Source organism: Frankia sp. AiPs1, assembly GCF_023716945.1.
Classification (GTDB): Bacteria; Actinomycetota; Actinomycetes; order Frankiales; family Frankiaceae; genus Frankia.
On the sequence record NZ_JAMQQF010000881.1, the window covers coordinates 1 to 1,656 of the forward strand.

At 78.4% G+C, this 1,656-nt stretch carries 1 pseudogene; it reads left to right on the forward strand.

The features are described from left to right. Positions 1-1,656, forward strand: a pseudogene (locus ND748_RS31555) (glycosyltransferase family 2 protein); the annotation flags it as partial.

Consider the following 1,656-nt stretch of genomic DNA (forward strand, 5'->3'; position numbering starts at 1 on the left):
CGGTGACACCGTCGGAGCGCTGATCCTGCTGCCGGCCGTGCTTGCCGCCACCGACTCGGCGCTGCGCCCCCGCGCGGGTCTGGCCGGCGGGCGCCCGCGTGCCGTCTGGATCCTGGCCGTCTGCCTGGTCGGGTTCGTCACCTGCGCCCCGTCGATGGCGCCGCTCGGCTGGGTCGCCCTGCCGGCCGCGGCGCTGCTCACGGCCAGACGGCGGCTGCTCGACGTCGCCGCCGCGCTCCCGGCGACGATCATTCCGTTGATCCCGACGCTGTACGCGGGCGGCGCGGGGATCCGTGCCGAGCCGGCCGCGTCGCTGGCCCGGTTCCCGCAGGCCTCCGTGGCACTGGTCGCGGGCGCGGGGGAGCGCCCGAAAGCCGCTGTGGTTGGCTTCCTGGCCGGTTGCCTGGCCTGCTGGCTGCTGGGCCGGTGGTCCGGTGGCGGCGGTGGCGATGGCGGGTCGGGGCGGGGCGATCGGGCCGGCCTGGTCGGCTGGTCGCTGGCTGCGCTGGGCCTGCTGGCCGTGCTCCTCACCCCGAACCTCGCCGGGGACGCCGACCAGCAGGTCGCCGGCGGTGAGGGCTGGTGGGTCGGGCCGCAGTACGGCCTCGTCCTCGCTGGCGCGCTGATCGCGGCGGCGAGCGCCTGCCGCCCGGTCCGCCACCCGCGGCGCGGTGGGAGAACTCCCAGGTCCGCAGTGCCACCGGGCCCCGGCCGGCTGGCCCGGATCGTCGCAATCCCGCTGACGGCGCTGGTCCTCGCCGGGGCCGCCGCGCTCGCCGCCGATCATCTCGTCGCCGGCCAGGGATGGCACGCCAGCCCGACCGCCTGGGACCGGGGCTCTGCCACTTCCGCCGCGGACCAGGCCGTTCCCGGGGACCAGGCCACTTCCGCGGACGGGGTAGCCGTCGCGGACCGGTCCGACTCCCTGGACCAGGTCGGGAGCGCCGGCGCCGCCGCCCCCTGGTCGGGCACCGGCGCGTCGGCGGTGGTGCGGGCAGTCCAGGCCGAGACCCGGACCGCGCCCGCCGGTTCCCGCCTCCTCGTCCTGTACCGGTCCGACCGATCCGGCCTGATCCGGTACACCCTCGCCGCGGCCGGCGGGCCCCGCTTCCCGGCCGGCCAGGACCGCCCGCCCCGGCGGGCCGCCGCCTTCCTCGGCGACGTCGTCGCCGATCTCGCGGTCGGCGGTGACCAGGCGGCCGGGTGGTTGCCGCTGCTCGGCGTCACCGCAATCGCCGTTCCCGCCGCGGACGCATCGGCGGACCTCGTCACCCGCCTCGACGGGACCCCGTCGTTGGTGCGGGACCGGGCCCGCCCTGGAGTGCTGCTCTGGCGTCCCGCGGTCCCGGACCAGCCGGGGCCACCACCACCACCGTCCCGCCCGGCCGCCGCCGCCGGACCGCCGGCCTTCGTCCTGGAATCGGACCTGCAACCGGGGACTGCTCCGCGCGATCGCGCTCCCTCGGGGCCCCTTCGCCGGCATGACGCGTCGCCCGATTCCGTGTCATCCGACGCCGCGCCCCGGGGCGGGGCGGCTGCCCGCCGTCCCGGCCCCGCCGGCGGCGCCACGCCAGCGGGGACGGCGACAGCCTCGTCGACCGATGCCCCCTTGATCGATCCCTCGTCGATCGCGCCGCTGGCGGCCGTGCCCCTGCC